Here is a 16,165-nt window from a genome sequence, read left to right on the forward strand (position 1 = left end):
AGGATGTTCCTGCCGGAGAGGGCCTTTGGAACCGAGAGGCCTTCTACCCGCTTTCCCCCGGTCACCTTTGCCAAAGAGGGCTTTTGGAAACGCATGAAGATCGGCCGATCGCTGACATCGAAAACCGCCCTCCTGACCCTGCTGATGGCGGTCGCTCCCATGGCCGCGGCGCAGCCCGGACGAAGCTGGGTCGATCCTCCGCCGGAAAGCGCGACGGCGCCCGCTCGGAATGCCGAGCCGCAGAAGCCGACGCCCGCCCCTCCCCCACCACAGGCCGCATCGCCTGCGCCCGCAAGCCCGCCGCAGACGGCACAGCCCCAAACGCCGGCGGCCCCTCCGCCTAGTCCGGCCATCGCCGCGCAGCCGATGAAGGATCCCGATGCCGAGAAGCGTTCGGCCCGGGCCGCGGCGGCCAAGAGCTTCGCCATCGATTATCTCGAATCCTGGTCGGCCGCGAACGAGGATGCGCTCGAGGCGACGGCGATCTTCTATGCGCCCCGCATTATCTTCCACGGGCGCGAGGTGAGCATGCAGCGGCTCTTCAACGAGAAGCGGCGTTTCGTGCGGCGCTGGCCTGAGCGCGATTATCGCCCGCGCCAGGACGGCATCGGCACCGTCTGCAACCCGGCCGGCGAAATCTGCACCGTGCACGCGGTGTTCGATTTCACGGCCTCCCATCCCAAGCGCCGCCGGATGTCGCGGGGCACCGGAGCGCTCCAGCTCGTCGTGCATTTCATCGGCGACAAGCCGGTCATCGTTGCGGAACACAGTACGCTGCTCGGTCAGGAGCGCAAGCGCAGCATCGTCCAGGAGGGCGCCTCGTATGAATGACGATTCCATCACCCGCGATTCGCCGGCGGATCCTCGCCATCATTGGGCTCACATGCGCGAGAGAATGCGTGAGATCATCCGGGCGGAGCTCGACCGGATCCACCCGACCGACGATGCCTACCGCGCCCTCGAGCTCATCATCGAATCCTCCGTGCGCCCGTCCGAGGTGGACGGTGCGCTCAAGCTCACGATCATCGACCACGACGGCAAGCCGCGCACGAAGCGCCTCGATGGCGAAGACGTGGAATTCACGCTGCACGACCTCCTGGACGAGCTGCGCGTGCGATACCCGGTGCTGTTCCGGCCGGGGAAGCGCGATGCGGAACAGGCCGGAGCGGATGGGCCGATCGAACCGCGCGAGAAGCCGAAGCGCGACTGGCTTGCTCTCGATCCCGGCACGAAGTCGGACGCTGCGGCCAGCCCGGAACTGGACAAGCCTGCGCCCCTTGCACACATACGGGATGAGGCCCCCGAACTCCGTGCGCATCAGCACGATGCCCTCGCCGCCTCGGACGCACCGACACTTCCGCAGGGGTCCGCTGACCCGATGCCGGAGGAAGCCATTCCGATCGTGGCCGAGCACCAACGACAGGTTTTCGGCGACATGAGGAAGCGGTCCTGGGCGAGGCCGAGCCTCGCGCTCGGCGCGGTCGCCGTCGTGGCGCTTCTGGGCGTCGGCGCCTTCATGTTCCGCGGCGACGATGCGGCACCGTCGCAGGCCAGCACGACACCGCCTCCCGCATCGAACCTTGCTGCCGCCGGTCCCATCCGCGAACCGGAGCCGTCCGTCACCGGATCGACGGCCTCCTCGGCCGCTTTACGCGGCGTGCCCGACGTGATCGACACGGCAACCCTGTCCCTGAACGGCGAGGTGGTGCGCCTCTTCGGCGTCGAATGGGCACCGGGCGCAGGCAAGCCGGAAGACCTGACCCAGTATCTCAACGGCCGCGAAGTGGCCTGCGAGCCGGCGGGATCGAACGATGTCTATCGATGCCAGGTCGGCGGCCAGGACCTGTCGCGGGTGGTCCTGTTCAACGGCGGCGGACGGCCGACCGGCGACGCGACGCCGGAGCTCAAGGCGGCGGCCGACAAGGCACGCGCCGCCAAACTCGGCGTATGGGGTCAGTCGCAGTAAAAAACGGTCCCTGCATGAGGCAGGGACTGCGGAGGTATCAGTATAGAAGGCTCAGGCGCTTACTGCGATGGAGCCCGGACCCGGGATCTCGATCTCGATCTCGAGGGTCGAGATGTCGGAATCGCGGTTCATCTTCACCTGCACGTTGTCCTGATCGACCATCACATGGCGGCGGACGACGGCGAGGATTTCTTCCCGCAGCTGGGCGACGAGGTCGGGCTTGCCCCCGACGATGCCGCGCTCATGCGCCAGCAGGATCTGCAGGCGCTCGCGCGCCACGGGCGCGGATGTGCGCCGGTTGAAGAAACTCAGCAGATTCATGCGGCCCTCCGTCCGAACAGTTTGCCGAATAGGCCCTTCTTGTCGGTGGGAATGGTCAGTTCGACCGTTTCGCCCTTGAGCCGGCGGACGGCGTCGAAATAGGCCCGTCCCGGGGCGCTGGCAGGATTGTTGAGCGTGACCGGCGAGCCGACATTCGAGGCGCGCAGAACCTCTTCGCTCTCGGGAATGATGCCGAGGAGCGGGATGGAGAGGATCTCGAGCACGTCGTCGACCTTCAGCATCTCGCCGCGCTCGGCGCGGGCCGGGTCGTAGCGGGTGAGCAGCAGGTGCTTCTCGATGCGCTCGCCCTTCTCGGCGCGCTCCGTCTTCGAATCGAGCAGGCCGATGATGCGGTCGGAATCGCGCACTGAGGAGACTTCCGGATTCGTCACGACGACGGCGACGTCGGCATGGCGCATGGCCATCGTCGCGCCGCGCTCGATGCCGGCCGGGCTGTCGCAGATGATCCAGTCGAACTTTTCGCGCAGCTCGTTGAGAACGCGGGCGACACCCTCTTCCGTCAGCGCGTCCTTGTCGCGGGTCTGGGATGCGGGAAGCAGCGAGAGGTTCTCCATCCGCTTGTCGCGGATAAGCGCCTGGTTGAGCTTGGCATCGCCCTGCACCACGTTGATGAGGTCGAACACCACGCGGCGCTCGGCCCCCATCACCAGATCGAGGTTGCGCAGGCCGACGTCGAAGTCGATGACGACGACTTTCTCGCCGCCATGTGCCAGTGCTGCCCCCAGAGCTGCCGAAGACGTTGTCTTGCCAACGCCACCTTTTCCGGAAGTTACGACCAAGACTTTGGCCATCGTCGTCTCTCTTTCTTTCAGTCCAATGTTTTCAGGATGATGGAATCGCCATCCAGGTTCACTTGCACAGGCTGACCGAGGAACTTGCCCCCCAGATCGTCAGCGGTCTTGTAGAGCCCGTCGATCGCGATCAACTCGGCCTCGAATTTGCGGCAGAAGATGCGGGCCTTGCCGTTGCCCGTGCAGCCGGCGATGGCGCGGCCGCGCAGCGAGCCGTAGATGTGGATCGAGCCGCCCGCGACGATCTCCGATCCCGAGGCGACGGAGCCCAGAACCGTCACGTCGCCTTCCGGATGCAGGATCGACTGACCCGAGCGGACTGAGCCTTCGATGAGGAGCGACTTCTCAGGCACCGGCGCATCGGCGAAAGGCGTGCCCGCGGCCGCGACGGCGGCATTGGCCGCATCCGGCACGTCGATGTCGCCGGCAGGCTTTCCGCCGTTGATCTGCGGCGGCATGTCGGCGTCGACATTCTCCGGAGCCGCGCCCTCGAGGCCGATGATGCGGATGTTGCGCATCTTGAAGGCGGCGAGGAGAAATTTCAGCTCGGACTTGGACGGCTTCAGCTGTGAGACGTCGGCAATGATGGGCCGCCCCGTGAAAAAGCCGGGCGAGCGCTCCGAGACCGCATCGAGATCCTCGAGCCAGTCCCTCAGCGGCACTTCTGGCGCGAGGACCAGGGCCATGAAGGACCTGCCACGGAAGCGAAGAGATGGACGGTTGCGAACGGCAATGGTCACGGGAGTACGGTTTCCTTTAATTGTGTTGATTTCGACCGTTTATGGTTAACGGACCGTTAAAGGAGCCCTGCCGAACCCAGAAATATCTTAATGCCGCAGCCCCCTGACACGCTGCCCAGCCTCTATTTTGCCCAAATAAGAAATTCCACTTTTTCAAGGAATATAAAGATAACCCCTATCCCTTTTTGAGTACGACCTAGCACTTCTTGAGTATTAGCTCGGCAGCGAAACGCAATTGACCGTGTTCCCCAGGGGCATACGATGAGCTTTGTTTCGTTTTGTTTCATCATTGCTAAGACTATTTTCAAGATCCGATGCTGAAGCGAGCGATCCAATCGACAACAGCCGCGAGGCACATCCAGGGAGGATGAAGAATGTCGGGCCTGGTCAACTCTTTCTTTTCCGTAACCAGCCTAATCCATCGCCTGTCCTGCCGATTGCCTCTCGTCGCAGCCCTTCTTGTTTCCGGCCTCGTCGGTGCATCGGCCCAGACGGCTCCCGCCTTCAACCCGGCCCGCGCGAATTCCGGCACCTTGGGCGTGATCTCGGGCGGCGCCGACGGAACCTATATCCGCATCGCCGCCGACCTCGCCAATGTGCTCGACGGCGAGGATCTAAGGGTGCTGCCGATGATCGGCCGCGGCTCGCTGCAGAACCTGCGCGACATCATGTTCCTGCGCGGGGTCGATATCGGCATCGTGCAGATGGATGCGCGCGAGCAGTTGAGCGCCGAGAACCTCCAGGGCGATGCGGTGCGGCGCCTGCGCTTCATCACGCGCCTCTACAACGAGGAGGTCCACATCATCGCCGACCGGGAGATCACGGATATCCGGCAGCTCGACGGCAAGAAGGTCAATATCGACAAGTCCGGCAGCGGCACGAACCTGACCTCGCGCCTGATCTTCGGCAAGCTCGGGATCAAGCCGGAGATGACCACCTTCGATCAGGCGTCCTCCTATGCCAAGCTGAAGTCGGGCGAGATCCAAGCCGCCGTCTACGTGGCCGGACGGCCGGTTCGCGCCATCGCCGAGTTCCAGACCGAGGGCCGCTTCCATCTCCTCGCCATTCCCTTCGAGGGCGAGATCGCGGAAAGCTACTTCCCAGCGAGCCTCGCGAATGCGGACTATCCGCAGCTCGTCGACAAGGACAAGCCGGTCGAGACCCTGGCGGTCGGCAGCCTGCTTGCCGTGTTCAACTGGCCGGAGAATTCGGACCGCTACAACCGTGTCCGGCGCTTCGTGGATGCTTTCTTCTCGCGCTTCGACGAGTTCCTGCAGCCCGGCCGCCACCCGAAATGGAAAGAGGTCAACCTCGCCGCCGACGTGCCCGGCTGGGAGCGCGTAAGGCCGGCCCAGGCCTGGCTCGACCGCGCCGCCATGGCCAGCAAGCCGTCGGCCCAGAGCCAGAGCTTCGAGAGCTTCATGAACAGCAGAGGCGTCAACGTGTCCGCGGAGCAGCGAGAGGTCCTGTTCCGGGAATTCCTCGCATGGCAGAACGACCGGCAGAGATCGCCCCGGCGCGTGACACGGCAAGACTGAGCATCGGACCCAAAAGCGGATTCCATTTTGGGATCTATTCGATGCTCGATCTCCTACGCGGCGCATCGTTGAGTGCGGAAAACCGGGGCCACTTTTCGCACGATACGCCGAGAAACCAAGACAGGACCGAAGCCGAAGGCGGATCGCCCGCCTTCGGTGACCATCGAAGGAGGTCCGACATGATTGGGCACGATGAATTTGGATTGAGATCTTTCACCGCCGAGCTGCTGGCCGCCTCTTTGATCGGGCTTGCACTTCTCGGCCCCGCAGCCGCCCAAAATCTTTCCATCCCTGATTCGACCCTGGACGCAGCCGCGGCCGACAGGGAAAGCGCGAGCGATTTCCGCAATCTTCTGCCTCTCCTCCTCACATCTCCCGACCGCAGGCAGCTTGCTGCGGAACTCGAATCCCTGATCCGACGGGGCGATGTCACGGCAGCGGAGAACAGCCTCAACGCGGCGATCGAAGTCGGCACCCTTGCGATCGTTCTCGCCGACCATATCAAGGACCCGAACTTCCTCAAAGCCCTGCAGGAGCTTGGCATCCGCGGCGAAGCCCGCCCGGCCGCCGCAGCGGGCGAAATCGTCCAGACGGCGACATCCGACGCCTGCCCGCTTGCACCGACTTCTGCGAACCTGGCCGATATGCAGCAGGCGCTCGAGCGTGAGCAATCGTTCAGCAGCACAGTCTCGCAGACCTTGAACGGACTCACGCAGGAGCACAATGCCCTCGCGGAACGCCTGGCCACCGAAACGGAAACGCAATCCGCCAAGGCATCCGAGATCCAGCAGGCCTTGGAGCGCGAGCGGCAGCGCAGCGACGCGGCTCGTATCGAACTGGCGCGGCTGCAGGAGGAGAACCGCAGCCTGCGGACGACGCGCGAGCAGGACAACGCGGCAGGCTCATCGAAGACCGCCGAGCTGGAAGCGCTGCTCGGGAAGGAAAGGGAGCAGGCCGCCGCCGCTGCACGCCAGCTCGCCGGCGCCCAGAAGGACCTGCGCGATCTGCAGGCCTCCAGGAGCGAGTCCATGGCGTCCCAGTCGACCCGTGTGGCCGAACTGGAGAAGGCCCTGGCCAGGTCCCAGACCCGCAGCGATATCCTGAACCAGGCCCTGACCGAAGCCGAGGAGGATCTGCGCATGCTGCAGGAGCCTCTTCGGCCGAGCGCCGCGCCGGTCGTGTTCCGCATCGCCGCCGCCGGTGCCGAGCCGCCGCTCGCCGCTCCCGTGCCGGAGGACATCCCTGTTCAGGCCACGGCGTCTCTGCCGGCTTCACCGGTCGCAGGCGCTCCCGCCTTGACCCTTCCGGGTGCGGCCTCGACGCCTTCCGAGAGAGTGCCCACCTCCGTCGTGGTCGCCTCACTGCCCGAGGGCATCCAGCCCCTGCCGCTTGCCCAGAGAAGCCTGGACCCGGCCAGAGTCCTGCCACCGGCGGTTTCCGTGCCGAAATCCGAGCCCAACCCGGCATCCGAGCCCAAGCCGGCTGCGGCGGTCGAGCCTCCCAAGGCCGAAGACCGCCTGACGGCCCGTGCGCAAGAGCTTCTTCACAAAGGAGATGTGAGCGGAGCCCGCCTCCTGCTCGAACGCGCCATGGGAAGCGGCAATGCGCGCGCGGCCTTCCTGCTGGCCGAGACCTTCGACCCGAACATGCTGTCGCAGCTTGGCGTCCGGGGGATCCGCGGCGACGCCGCCAGGGCGCGGGAGCTTTACGCGCAGGCGCGAGCGCTCGGCATCGCTCAGGCCGGAGAACGCATAGAGGCGCTGAAGTAGGAGTTTAGCGAGTGGAACATCGGAATTGACCCCGAAAGTGGACCCACTTTCGGGTCCGATGCTCTAGAACGGCACCCAATCGCCACCATCGGTGAGCGAATCCACCGCCCGCTCGAGCGCGGTGCCGGCATCCAGGAGCTGCTGGGCGGTCTGCTGGATCTGAATTGCGGGGCCAGGCAATCCGGCCACATGCTCGGTCAGCTCCCGCACGCGCTCGATCAGGTCGATGAGATCGGCGGCGAGCGCGGCCCTCTCCTCCGCCTCGGCGGCAGGCGGTTGTCCTTGCTTCAGGCGCGGAGCGAGGGGGATCACGTTCGACATGCCTTGAAAATCTTCTTTTGTTCTCTCAAGGGCAATGGAGTGCCCCACCGTGATCCACAGCAAACCGACGTCTTTACGGCTGCCAAGCTTCGCTGTCCGGTGCTTGACTCCAGTATATTGGATTTAATAATCTATCTTAATGGATCATCCCTCCACGCTTAACACCCATCTGGCGACCCGCCTGCGCGATCTGCGGGCTGAGAACGGCCTAACTCTCGACGGTCTCGCCGAACGGACCGGGGTGAGCCGCTCGATGATTTCCCTGATCGAGCGCGGCGAGAGCAGCCCGACGGCGATGGTTCTCGACAAGCTCGCTGCCGGTCTCGGGGTGACCCTGGCCTCTCTCTTCGCCGAAAAGGACAGCGCCGGTGCCTCGCCCCTGGCGCACCGCGCCGATCAGCGCGTCTGGCGCGATCCGGACAGCGGCTACCTCCGCCGCAATCTCTCTGCACTCGGCTTCCCCTCGCCCATCGAGCTGGTCGAGGTCGTGCTGCCGGTGGGAGCGCGCGTGGCCTATGACACCGGGCACCGCGCGTCGGTCGTTCATCAGCAGATCTGGATGATCGAAGGCGATATCGACCTGACCCTCGGTGACGACACCTATCATCTCGGCACCGGCGACTGCCTGTCCATGCGCCTCGACCGGCCGACCATCTTCCGCAACCACTCCGAGCGACCCGCCCGCTACCTGGTGGCGCTCGCGATCGACACACGGGCCGGCTCTGCCGCGCAACGCTGAGGAAAGCGTCATGATCGACCAATTCACCATCCGCGCGCTCGCTCCGCAGGAAGCCCTCGGCCAAGTCTGCGCCTTGTCCGACGTCCTCATCGACTGCGTCGAGGGCGGCGCGTCGGTCAGCTTCATGCTGCCGTTGTCCCGAGACCGAGCCGATGCGTTCTGGCATGGCGTCGCCGAGGGCGCGATTGCGGGCGAGCGCATCCTGCTCGTGGCGCAGGATCGGACGAGCGGACAAGTGGTGGGCACCGTGCAGGTCATCCTGAAACAGCCGGAGAACCAGCCGCACCGGGCCGACATCGCGAAGATGCTCGTCCATCGCAGGTTCAGGAAGCACGGCATCGGCGCCGCCCTCATGCTCGCCGCCGAGGCGGCGGCGCGGAAGGCGGGCAAGACCGTGCTCGTGCTCGACACGGTCACCGGCGGCGATGCGGAGCGCCTCTACGAGCGCGTCGGCTGGACCAAGTCGGGAATCATCCCGAATTACGCGCTCTGGCCGCAGGGCGGGTTCTGCGACACGACGGTGTTCTACAAGCTGCTCGCGGCAGCCTGAACCCACCCGCAAGGGGTCGGAGAGCGCGCGAAGCATATCTGCCTAGACAATCGCCTGGGGGACATGGCCACATCGCCATGCTATGGCGGCTCGAACCGTCCTGTCTCATCTTCACACCAGTTCGAGCGATCATGGAATTGTCTAACGCGGCGCTTCTTGCCGCTTCGGGTCTTGCCGCCGGCCTTGTCAATGCGATCGCGGGTGGAGGAACCTTCTTCACCTTCTCCGCCCTCGTCGCCGCGGGCCTGCCGCCGGTCATCGCCAATGCGACCAGCGCCGTGGCGGTCACGCCGGCCAATTTGTCGAGCGCCTGGGCCTACCGGCGCGAGCTCGCCGCCAATATTCGGCGCTTTGCTGCGCTCGGGATCGTCAGCCTCATCGGCGGGCTCGGCGGCGCGTACATTCTCACGGTGACCAACAACGAGGCCTTCCGGCAGCTCGTGCCGTGGCTTCTGCTGTTCGCCACCGTGCTCTTCGCCGCAAGCCCGAAGATCGTGGCGCTCGCCCGCGCCATCGGCAAGCAGGAGGGGCATCATCCCTCAACGAAGGCTTGGGCTGCAGGCCTCGTCTTCCAGACCGGCGTCGCGGTCTATGGCGGCTTCTTCGGCGCCGGCATGGGCATCGTCATGCTGGCCGCGCTCGCCATCACCGAGGGCGACGACTTTCACCTGATCAATTCGGCAAAGCATCTGTGCTCCACCTTGATCCAGCTCGTCGCCGTCGTGCTGTTCGTCGTCGCCGGGCTCGTGAGCTGGCCCGAGACGCTCATCGTCGGCGCGGCCTCGGTGATCGGCGGCTATCTCGGCGTCGTCTTCGGCCGCCGCTTGCCGGCGAGCGTCATCCGCTGGCTCGTGATCGCCGTCGGCGCCGCACTGACACTGTATTTCTTTATCCGCTGAATTCGATAACCATATTCGAAATAGCACGAGTCCGGGCGGTCTTTTGCGGGAGGCTGCCCGATTCACGCCACAACCATGCTCCTTCCTGCGACGACCCGATTCTCAAGCTCTCGCGAAAAGGAAATGCTCGTGGCCGATTCCCAAAACCAGTCAGGACTCGAAGGAACGCAATCCGTCAGCGCTCTCGGCCTGCGATGGGCTGCCCTGCGCGGCATGCTGAACTCGCCTCTGATCACGGTCGAGGATCAACGCCCCTTGCGCGACGAGTTGGTGCGCGAACTGGCCGCCATCGAGCGGGATTTCGGCGACCTGCAATCGCGCAACACCATGGAGATTTCGGCGAAGCTCGACATCGCGAAATCCGCCCTGCGCGAACGCGTCCAGGGCGGCGAGAGCTGGCTTATCGATCTGATCGACAGCATCCAGTCCGATCTGCACACGGTCCACGCGAAGGCATCGTCCACATCGCCGTCGGCGGTGTCCGCCAACCGCTCGCCGGCCAATCTCAGCCGCCCGCAACAGCCGCAGCGCCCCGAGGAGACGCCGTCCACGACGAGCGCCGAGGCCAGCACCTCCTCCGCAGCCTGATGAAGCAAGGCCGCTTCCGACGGTATCGGACGCGGCCCCCTCTTCTCTAGACAAGCCCCGGATCGATGGTGACCTCTTTCGTGAGCCAGCTCGGAACGGGCAGGTTCTTCGAGCGCAGGAAGTCGGGGTTGAACAGCTTGGACTGGTAGCGCGTGCCGTAATCGCACAGCACGGTGACGATGGTGTGCCCGGGACCGAGCTGCTTCGCCAGCCGGATCGCGCCTGCAACGTTGATGCCCGACGATCCGCCGAGGCACAGGCCTTCATGCGCGAGCAGATCGAACACGATCGGAATTGCTTCCTCGTCCGGGATCTGGAACGCCACGTCGATCGGCGCGCCCTCCAGGTTCGCGGTGATGCGGCCCTGGCCGATGCCTTCGGTGATCGACGAGCCCGACGCCTTCAGCTCGCCCGTCGTGTAGTAGCTGTAGAGAGCCGCGCCCATCGGATCGGCAAGGGCAATCGCCACCTTCGGATTGCGTTCCTTCAGCGCCATGCCGACGCCGGCAAGCGTGCCGCCCGTGCCGACGGCGCTGACGAAGCCGTCCACCTTTCCGTCCGTCTGCTCCCAGATCTCCGGTCCCGTCGTCTCCAGGTGAGCCTGCCGGTTCGCCACGTTGTCGAACTGGTTGGCCCAGATCGCGCCGTTCGGCTCGGACGCCGCGAGGCGTTCGGCGAGCCTGCCAGAGACCTTCACGTAGTTGTTCGGATTGGCGTAGGGCACCGCCGGCACCTCGATCAGCTCGGCACCGGCGAGCCGCAGCATGTCCTTCTTCTCCTGGCTCTGTGTGTCCGGGATCACGATCACCGTCCTAAAGCCGAGGGCATTGGCGACGAGCGCGAGGCCGATGCCGGTGTTGCCCGCCGTTCCCTCGACGATGATCCCGCCCGGCCGCAAGGTGCCCCGCCGGACGGCATCTTCGATGATGAAGAGCGCGGCGCGGTCCTTCACCGACTGCCCCGGGTTCATGAACTCGGCCTTGCCGAGGATCGTGCATCCGGTCAGCTCGGAGGCATGGCGGAGCTTGATCAGGGGAGTATTGCCGATGGCGGCGGGAACGTCGGGCTTGATCATCGTGGACTCGCAGGCTTTTGGAAGGGCACCGGGATTGTCGCGCGGCGACCGGAGACATCAAGACGTTGATGGCGAGGCCATTATTCACGATTATACTCGTGAATAATGGCCAAAGCGCATCGCGTAATGTTCTTTATAACGAACTGCTCGCTGGTCACGCAAGGCACATCCGGAAACAGCGCCCCTGACCTTCATGACTCCGCCTCACGTCCGTGGGGCTTCGTCCAATTCGGCTCCTTGCTGCTTGAGCGACTTGATCAGGGTGCCGAGCGCGATGAAGTCGTTCTTGCGGGTCGATGTGCGGCGCCAGGCGAGGCCGACGATGCGCATCGGCGCATCGTCAGGAAATTCGATCAGTGCGACGCGCTGCCGGTCGACCTCGGTCTTCGCGCAAATCTCCGGCAGAAGCGTGATGCCATGGCCGGCCGCCACCATTTGCATGATGGTGGTGAGCGAGGCGGCGCCCAGCGCCTTGCGCGCCTGCATGTTGGCGATCTGGCAGAACTGCAGGGCCTGATCGCGCAGGCAATGGCCTTCTTCCAGGAGAAGCAGCCGTTCCTGCCCGATGCGGGCGCGCAGATCGCCGGTCGTCCAGCTATGCGCCGCCTGGCTCTGGACCGCGATGAGAAAGCGGTCGTCGAACAGAGCCATGGTTTCGAGCTGTGGCTGCTGGAGCGGAAGGGCGAGCAGCACCGCATCGAGCTCGCCCCGGGTCAGCTCCTCCACGAGGGCGCTCGTCTGCGTCTCGCGGATCTGCAGGTCGAGCGCCGGATACTGCCTGGCCACCTCCGTCAGGATGTCGGGCAGCAGATAGGGCGCGACCGACGGGATGATCCCGAGCCGCAGGGGCCCGGTCAGGACGCCATGGTGCTGGCGCGCGTAATCCGACAGTTCCCTCACCTGATTCAGGATCGTCTCCGCCCGTGCGGCGATTTCCTGGCCGGTGAGGGTCAGCGCAACGAAGTTTCCTCTGCGCTCGACGAGTTCCACGCCGAGTTCCCGCTCCAATTCCTTGATCTGCATGGAGAGGGCCGGCTGCGTGACGGAGCACTGATCGGCCGCCAGACCGAAATGCTTCATGCGCGCCAGCGTTTCGAAATATCGGAGCTGTCGGAGCGTGATCATCGTGCGATAAGAATAACTGATCGCAGTTTGTAATCAATACAATTGGACCTTATCGCACCGCATCGCCATCTTGCGCCCCACGCAATGGGGACGACCATGACAAAAACAACCATGACCACCACGGCAGGTGCGCCGATCGCCGATAACCAGAACAGCCTGTCTGCCGGCTCGCGGGGCCCGCTGCTGCTCCAGGATTACCAGCTGATCGAGAAGCTCGCGCACCAGAACCGGGAGCGCATCCCGGAGCGCGTGGTTCATGCCAAAGGCTCGGCGGCCTATGGCACGCTGACCATCACCAACGACATCACCCGATATTCCAAGGCCAAGGTCTTCTCCGAGATCGGCAAGCAGACGGAAGCGTTCCTGCGCTTCTCGACTGTCGCCGGCGAGCGCGGCGCGGCGGATGCCGAGCGCGACGTGCGCGGCTTCGCGCTGAAATTCTATACGGACGAGGGCAACTGGGACATCGTCGGCAACAACACGCCGGTGTTCTTCGTGCGCGACCCGGTCAAGTTCCCCGACTTCATCCGCACGCAGAAGCGCCATCCGGCCACGAACCTGCGCTCGACGACCGCCATGTGGGATTTCTGGTCACTCAGCCCCGAGAGCCTGCACCAGATCACGATCCTGTTCTCGGATCGCGGCCTGCCGCAGGGCTACCGCTTCATGCACGGCTTCGGCTCGCATACCTACTCGTTCATCAACGAGGCGGACGAGCGCTTCTGGGTCAAGTTCCACTTCAAGTCCATGCAGGGCATCAAGACTTGGACGAACCGCGAGGGTGAGGCCGTCGTCGCCAAGGACCGCGAGAGCGCGCAGCGCGATCTCTACGAGGCCATCGAAGTCGGCGAGTTCCCGCGCTGGAAGTTCTGCGTGCAGGTCATGCCCGAGACCGATGCGGAGAAGACCTCCTACAATCCGTTCGACGTCACCAAGGTGTGGCCGCATGCGGATTATCCGCTGATCGAGGTCGGCATCCTCGAGCTGAACCGCAACGCCCAGCATTACTTCGCCGAGGTCGAGCAATCCTCGTTCTCGCCGTCGAACATCGTGCCCGGCATCGGCTTCTCGCCGGACAAGATGCTGCAGGGCCGCATCTTCGCCTATGCGGATGCGCACCGCTACCGCGTCGGCACCCATTACGAGGCGCTGCCGGTGAACCGTCCGCGCTGCCCGGTTCATCACTACCACGCCGACGGCGCGATGCTGTCCGATATCCCGAACCGGGGCGATGCCTATTACGAGCCGAACTCGTTCAACGGTCCGGTGCAGACGCGACGCGCCGCCGAGCCGCCGCTCAAGATCTCGGGCGATGCCGATCGCTACGATCACCGCGCCGGCAACGACGACTACAAGCAGCCGGGCGACCTGTTCCGCCTCATGACGCCGGACGAGCAGGACCGGCTCATGGACAACATCGCGGAAGCGATGCAGGGCGTGCCCGAGGCGATCGTGAAGCGCCAGATCGTGCACTTCTACCTCGCCGACAAGGCCTATGGCCTCGGCGTGGCGGACCGCATGGGCCTCAAGGGCGCGGTGCTGATCCAGGCCGCGGAATAAAGATAAAGCCGTAGGGGCAAAAAGAACGGTCCGGGAGCGATCCCGGACCGTTTTTGTTTTCAATTTGCGCACTGTCATTCCGGGGCGGCCGGAGGCCGAGCCCGGAATCCATAGCCGCTGACGTGGCAGGAAGAGGCGCAACGCTGCTCGCTCTTTGCTGAGACGTCGTGTTTATGGATTTCGGGCTCCGCTACGCGGCCCCGGAATGACAGTTGCGTTATGCTTTGGCCTCAAACCAACTCCTCGCCCCTCAGGAACGGGTTGGTCTGCCGCTCCTGGCCGATGGTGCTCATGGGACCGTGGCCGCAGATGAAGGCGATGTCGTCGCCGAGCGGCAGAAGCTTGTCCTTGATCGAGCGGATCAATGCCTTGCCGTCGCCGCCGGGAAGGTCGGTGCGCCCGACCGAGCCCTGGAACAGCACGTCGCCGACAAGGGCGAATCGTTGCGTGGGCGAGACGAGGACGACGCTGCCCGGCGAATGACCGGGGCAATGCAGCACGTCGAGGGTGAGGTCGCCGACGCTCACCGTGTCGCCCTCGTTGAGCCAGCGGTCCGGCGTCACCGCACGGGCCTCGAAGCCGTAGGCCTTTCCCTGTTCGGCGAGCCGCTGCAGCAGGAAGTCGTCCGCCTCGTGCGGTCCCTCGACCGGCACGCCGAGCTCGTCCCGAAGCTCCGCCGCTCCGCCCGCGTGATCGATATGGCCATGGGTCAGAATGATCTTCTCCACGCTCGCGCCGCTCTGCGCGATGGCATCGCGGATGCGCTCGAGATCGCCGCCGGGATCCACCACGGCGGCCTTCTTCGTCTTTTCGCACCACAGCAAGGTGCAGTTCTGCTGGAAGGGCGTCACGGGTATGATGGCGGCGCGGACATCGGGCACAAGTCGCTCCTTCGTGAGTTTGCCGGCAGACATATGTCGCTCGGCCCTGTCTGTGAAGTCCAGGGATACGAAGACGGCTTCTATTGACCAGATGAAGCGCGGCTTCACATAGTCCCCTGATCGAATCATGGGAAGGACACGAGCATGGAAACCAGGGCCGCCGTGGCGTGGGAGGCTGGCAAGCCGCTCACCATCGAGACCATCCGCATCGAAGGCCCAAAGGCGGGCGAGGTGCTCGTGGAGGTGATGGCGACGGGCGTCTGCCACACGGACGCCTATACCCTCTCGGGTCTCGATAGCGAAGGCAAGTTCCCGGCGATCCTCGGCCATGAGGGCGCGGGCATCGTGCGCGAGGTCGGCCCGGGCGTGACGACGCTGAAGGTCGGCGACCATGTGATCCCGCTCTACACGCCGGAATGCCGCAACTGCAAATCCTGCCTGTCGCGCCGCACCAATCTCTGCACCGCGATCCGCGCCACGCAGGGCCAGGGCGTCATGCCCGACGGCACCAGCCGCTTCCGCTGCGACGGCGAGACCGTGTTTCACTACATGGGCTGCTCGACCTTCGCGAACTTCACCGTGCTGCCGGAGATCGCGCTCGCCAAGGTGCGCGAGGACGCACCCTTCGACAAGATCTGCTATATCGGCTGCGGCGTCACCACCGGCATCGGCGCGGTGATCTACACGGCAAAGGTGTGGCCCGGCGCCAACGTGGTGGTGTTCGGGTTGGGCGGCATCGGGCTCAACGTGATCCAGGGCGCGCGCATGGTCGGTGCCGACAAGATCATCGGCGTCGACATCAACCCGACCAAGGTCGAGATGGCCAGGAAATTCGGCATGACCGACTTCATCAACCCGAACGAGATCGGCGCCGACAAGGTGGTGCAGGCGATCGTCGATCTCACCGGCGGCGGCGCGGATTTCTCGTTCGATGCCACCGGCAACGTGACCGTGATGCGCCAGGCGCTCGAGTGCTGCCATCGCGGCTGGGGCGAGAGCATCATCATCGGCGTGGCCGAAGCGGGCAAGGAGATCGCGACACGCCCGTTCCAGCTCGTCACCGGACGCGTGTGGAAGGGCACGGCCTTCGGCGGCGCGCGCGGCCGCACGGACGTGCCGAAGATCGTCGACTGGTACATGGAGGGCAAGATCAACATCGACGACCTGATCACCCACACCATGCCGCTCGACGAGATCAACACCGCCTTCGACCTCATGCACGAGGGCAAGTCGATCCGCTCGGTCATCGTGTACTAAAGCATTTTCAGGCGAAGTGGCCAC

17 protein-coding genes are annotated in these 16,165 nt (G+C 64.8%); 10 read left to right on the forward strand and 7 right to left on the reverse strand.

Annotated features, from left to right (window positions below; all coding sequences use genetic code 11):
* Positions 1–93: 93 nt before the first annotated feature.
* Positions 94–831, forward strand: coding sequence for a hypothetical protein (locus BB934_RS11090; protein ID WP_099509684.1), 738 nt, complete (start codon positions 94–96; stop codon positions 829–831).
* Positions 824–1,966, forward strand: a complete 1,143-nt coding sequence (locus BB934_RS11095; protein ID WP_099509685.1) for a hypothetical protein — start codon at positions 824–826, stop codon at positions 1,964–1,966. Before BB934_RS11090 ends, BB934_RS11095 begins: the two co-directional genes overlap by 8 nt.
* A 51-nt stretch (positions 1,967–2,017) precedes the next feature.
* Here BB934_RS11095 and minE read toward each other — a convergent pair whose 3' ends face one another.
* The 3 genes from minE to minC are packed head-to-tail and all read right to left on the reverse strand — an operon-like array spanning position 2,018 to position 3,785.
* A complete protein-coding gene (gene minE / locus BB934_RS11100; protein ID WP_099509686.1) occupies positions 2,018–2,287 on the reverse strand; it encodes a cell division topological specificity factor MinE in 270 nt (89 codons plus the stop codon).
* Positions 2,284–3,099, reverse strand: a complete 816-nt coding sequence (minD, locus tag BB934_RS11105) for a septum site-determining protein MinD (protein WP_099509687.1) — start codon at positions 3,097–3,099, stop codon at positions 2,284–2,286. Before minD ends, minE begins: the two co-directional genes overlap by 4 nt.
* A 17-nt stretch (positions 3,100–3,116) precedes the next feature.
* Positions 3,117–3,785, reverse strand: a complete 669-nt coding sequence (gene minC, locus BB934_RS11110; protein WP_237050249.1) for a septum site-determining protein MinC — start codon at positions 3,783–3,785, stop codon at positions 3,117–3,119.
* A 428-nt stretch (positions 3,786–4,213) separates the two neighbouring features.
* Here minC and BB934_RS11115 point away from each other — a divergent pair, with 428 nt between their 5' ends.
* Both BB934_RS11115 and BB934_RS11120 read left to right on the forward strand, forming a co-directional pair.
* Complete coding sequence (locus tag BB934_RS11115) at positions 4,214–5,377, forward strand: TAXI family TRAP transporter solute-binding subunit (protein ID WP_099509689.1); 1,164 nt, start codon at positions 4,214–4,216, stop codon at positions 5,375–5,377.
* A gap of 179 nt (positions 5,378–5,556) precedes the next feature.
* Positions 5,557–7,146 carry a hypothetical protein gene (locus BB934_RS11120; RefSeq protein ID WP_099509690.1) on the forward strand — a complete coding sequence of 530 codons (1,590 nt, stop codon included), beginning with the start codon at positions 5,557–5,559 and terminating at the stop codon, positions 7,144–7,146.
* 63 nt (positions 7,147–7,209) lie between these two features.
* Here the strand turns inward: BB934_RS11120 and BB934_RS11125 are convergent, their stop codons facing one another.
* Positions 7,210–7,467, reverse strand: a complete 258-nt coding sequence (locus BB934_RS11125; RefSeq protein ID WP_099509691.1) for a hypothetical protein — start codon at positions 7,465–7,467, stop codon at positions 7,210–7,212.
* 139 nt (positions 7,468–7,606) lie between these two features.
* On the opposite strand from BB934_RS11125, the gene BB934_RS11130 reads away from it, so the two are divergent.
* The 4 genes from BB934_RS11130 (at position 7,607) to BB934_RS11145 (ending at position 10,243) form a co-directional block, all read left to right on the forward strand.
* A complete protein-coding gene (locus tag BB934_RS11130) occupies positions 7,607–8,206 on the forward strand; it encodes a helix-turn-helix domain-containing protein (protein WP_099509692.1) in 600 nt (199 codons plus the stop codon).
* A 10-nt stretch (positions 8,207–8,216) separates the two neighbouring features.
* On the forward strand, positions 8,217–8,756 hold the full coding sequence (locus BB934_RS11135) for a GNAT family N-acetyltransferase (protein ID WP_099509693.1): 540 nt from the start codon (positions 8,217–8,219) through the stop codon (positions 8,754–8,756).
* 131 nt (positions 8,757–8,887) lie between these two features.
* Positions 8,888–9,655 (forward strand): sulfite exporter TauE/SafE family protein, encoded by a 768-nt coding sequence (locus BB934_RS11140; RefSeq protein WP_099509694.1) that lies wholly within the window; start codon positions 8,888–8,890, stop codon positions 9,653–9,655.
* Positions 9,656–9,784: 129 nt separating this feature from the next.
* Positions 9,785–10,243, forward strand: coding sequence for a hypothetical protein (locus tag BB934_RS11145; protein ID WP_157934132.1), 459 nt, complete (start codon positions 9,785–9,787; stop codon positions 10,241–10,243).
* A gap of 46 nt (positions 10,244–10,289) precedes the next feature.
* Here BB934_RS11145 and BB934_RS11150 read toward each other — a convergent pair whose 3' ends face one another.
* Together BB934_RS11150 and BB934_RS11155 are read right to left on the reverse strand one after the other, a co-directional pair.
* Positions 10,290–11,318: a cysteine synthase A gene (locus BB934_RS11150; protein WP_099509696.1), complete on the reverse strand. Its 1,029-nt coding sequence runs from the start codon at positions 11,316–11,318 to the stop codon at positions 10,290–10,292.
* A 204-nt stretch (positions 11,319–11,522) separates the two neighbouring features.
* Positions 11,523–12,398, reverse strand: coding sequence for a hydrogen peroxide-inducible genes activator (locus tag BB934_RS11155; RefSeq protein WP_335645613.1), 876 nt, complete (start codon positions 12,396–12,398; stop codon positions 11,523–11,525).
* Between the two features lie 141 nt (positions 12,399–12,539).
* On the opposite strand from BB934_RS11155, the gene BB934_RS11160 reads away from it, so the two are divergent.
* Entirely contained in the window at positions 12,540–14,003 is a 1,464-nt protein-coding gene (locus BB934_RS11160; RefSeq protein ID WP_099512746.1) for a catalase, read from the forward strand.
* Between the two features lie 230 nt (positions 14,004–14,233).
* Here the strand turns inward: BB934_RS11160 and BB934_RS11165 are convergent, their stop codons facing one another.
* On the reverse strand, positions 14,234–14,917 hold the full coding sequence (locus BB934_RS11165) for an MBL fold metallo-hydrolase (protein WP_099509698.1): 684 nt from the start codon (positions 14,915–14,917) through the stop codon (positions 14,234–14,236).
* Between the two features lie 111 nt (positions 14,918–15,028).
* Here BB934_RS11165 and BB934_RS11170 point away from each other — a divergent pair, with 111 nt between their 5' ends.
* Positions 15,029–16,141 carry an S-(hydroxymethyl)glutathione dehydrogenase/class III alcohol dehydrogenase gene (locus BB934_RS11170; protein ID WP_099509699.1) on the forward strand — a complete coding sequence of 371 codons (1,113 nt, stop codon included), beginning with the start codon at positions 15,029–15,031 and terminating at the stop codon, positions 16,139–16,141.
* The last annotated feature ends 24 nt before the right edge of the window (positions 16,142–16,165 follow it).

Origin of the sequence: Microvirga ossetica, from assembly GCF_002741015.1 — a bacterium.
Taxonomy (GTDB): Bacteria; Pseudomonadota; Alphaproteobacteria; order Rhizobiales; family Beijerinckiaceae; genus Microvirga; species Microvirga ossetica.

What these genes read in the sequence shown, in the direction of transcription:
- BB934_RS11090 (WP_099509684.1), top strand. Translation starts at nt 94, where the DNA reads ATGAAGATCGGCCGATCGCTGACATCGAAAACCGCCCTCCTGACCCTG.
- BB934_RS11095 (WP_099509685.1), top strand. Translation starts at nt 824, where the DNA reads ATGAATGACGATTCCATCACCCGCGATTCGCCGGCGGATCCTCGCCAT.
- minE (WP_099509686.1), bottom strand. Translation starts at nt 2,287, where the DNA reads ATGAATCTGCTGAGTTTCTTCAACCGGCGCACATCCGCGCCCGTGGCG.
- minD (WP_099509687.1), bottom strand. Translation starts at nt 3,099, where the DNA reads ATGGCCAAAGTCTTGGTCGTAACTTCCGGAAAAGGTGGCGTTGGCAAG.
- minC (WP_237050249.1), bottom strand. Translation starts at nt 3,785, where the DNA reads ATGGCCCTGGTCCTCGCGCCAGAAGTGCCGCTGAGGGACTGGCTCGAG.
- BB934_RS11115 (WP_099509689.1), top strand. Translation starts at nt 4,214, where the DNA reads ATGTCGGGCCTGGTCAACTCTTTCTTTTCCGTAACCAGCCTAATCCAT.
- BB934_RS11120 (WP_099509690.1), top strand. Translation starts at nt 5,557, where the DNA reads ATGATTGGGCACGATGAATTTGGATTGAGATCTTTCACCGCCGAGCTG.
- BB934_RS11125 (WP_099509691.1), bottom strand. Translation starts at nt 7,467, where the DNA reads ATGTCGAACGTGATCCCCCTCGCTCCGCGCCTGAAGCAAGGACAACCG.
- BB934_RS11130 (WP_099509692.1), top strand. Translation starts at nt 7,607, where the DNA reads ATGGATCATCCCTCCACGCTTAACACCCATCTGGCGACCCGCCTGCGC.
- BB934_RS11135 (WP_099509693.1), top strand. Translation starts at nt 8,217, where the DNA reads ATGATCGACCAATTCACCATCCGCGCGCTCGCTCCGCAGGAAGCCCTC.
- BB934_RS11140 (WP_099509694.1), top strand. Translation starts at nt 8,888, where the DNA reads ATGGAATTGTCTAACGCGGCGCTTCTTGCCGCTTCGGGTCTTGCCGCC.
- BB934_RS11150 (WP_099509696.1), bottom strand. Translation starts at nt 11,318, where the DNA reads ATGATCAAGCCCGACGTTCCCGCCGCCATCGGCAATACTCCCCTGATC.
- BB934_RS11155 (WP_335645613.1), bottom strand. Translation starts at nt 12,398, where the DNA reads ATGAAGCATTTCGGTCTGGCGGCCGATCAGTGCTCCGTCACGCAGCCG.
- BB934_RS11160 (WP_099512746.1), top strand. Translation starts at nt 12,540, where the DNA reads ATGACAAAAACAACCATGACCACCACGGCAGGTGCGCCGATCGCCGAT.
- BB934_RS11165 (WP_099509698.1), bottom strand. Translation starts at nt 14,917, where the DNA reads ATGTCTGCCGGCAAACTCACGAAGGAGCGACTTGTGCCCGATGTCCGC.
- BB934_RS11170 (WP_099509699.1), top strand. Translation starts at nt 15,029, where the DNA reads ATGGAAACCAGGGCCGCCGTGGCGTGGGAGGCTGGCAAGCCGCTCACC.